Below are 616 nucleotides of genomic sequence, written 5' to 3'. Positions count from 1 at the left end.
GCGGCGGTCTCGAAGGCGAAGTCGAGCGCCTGTTCGGACGACGATGATCCGTTCACGCCGACGATGATCGGACCGTCGCGCGGCGTCGTCGTCCTGGCCACCAGAACCGAACAGGCGGCGCGCGCCGCGATCTGCACCGCGCTGGTCTGCGTCGGCAGGCAGACGTGAGCCGACAGTCCACCGTCGCCGACGGCGAGCAGGGCGGCGGTTCGGGCCTGGCGCAGGAGCGCCGGGGCGGCGGCTCCCTCCATCAGCCGGGTGCGGATCACGATGCCGGGGTCGACCTCGCGGGCTGTGCACACAGCGCATCTGATCACGTCGTCGGCGATGGCGCGGGTCCGGTTGTCGGCGGCCTCCGGCTGGCGGGGTAGCCAGTTGAAGGAATGGATGATGTGCAGGGGGCGTCCGTACGACGCGGCGTGAGCGGCGGCGAGGCGCACCGCCGACAGGCTGGATGCGGATCCGTCCACACCGACGACCACCGGTGATATGAAGAGTGTCTCCACGGTTTTCCACCCCCTTGCACGCGTCGGCTGAGTTCCGGTATACCGTCGGCCGACGGCGGTGGACAGGGTCGTTCGGCCTGGTCAAGGCGGCCGGGCACGCGGGGAGAACA

General features: G+C 70.5%; 1 protein-coding gene. It reads right to left on the bottom strand.

The features are described 5' to 3' along the window. A partial coding sequence (locus EER30_RS46780; RefSeq protein ID WP_164842820.1) for a universal stress protein occupies positions 1 to 506 on the bottom strand: 506 nt, incomplete at its 3' end. Positions 507 to 616: the final 110 nt, after the last annotated feature.

The organism is Actinoplanes solisilvae (genome assembly GCF_003999975.1).
Classification (GTDB): domain Bacteria; phylum Actinomycetota; class Actinomycetes; order Mycobacteriales; family Micromonosporaceae; genus Actinoplanes; species Actinoplanes solisilvae.
This window is presented reverse-complemented; position numbering and strand designations above follow the sequence as displayed.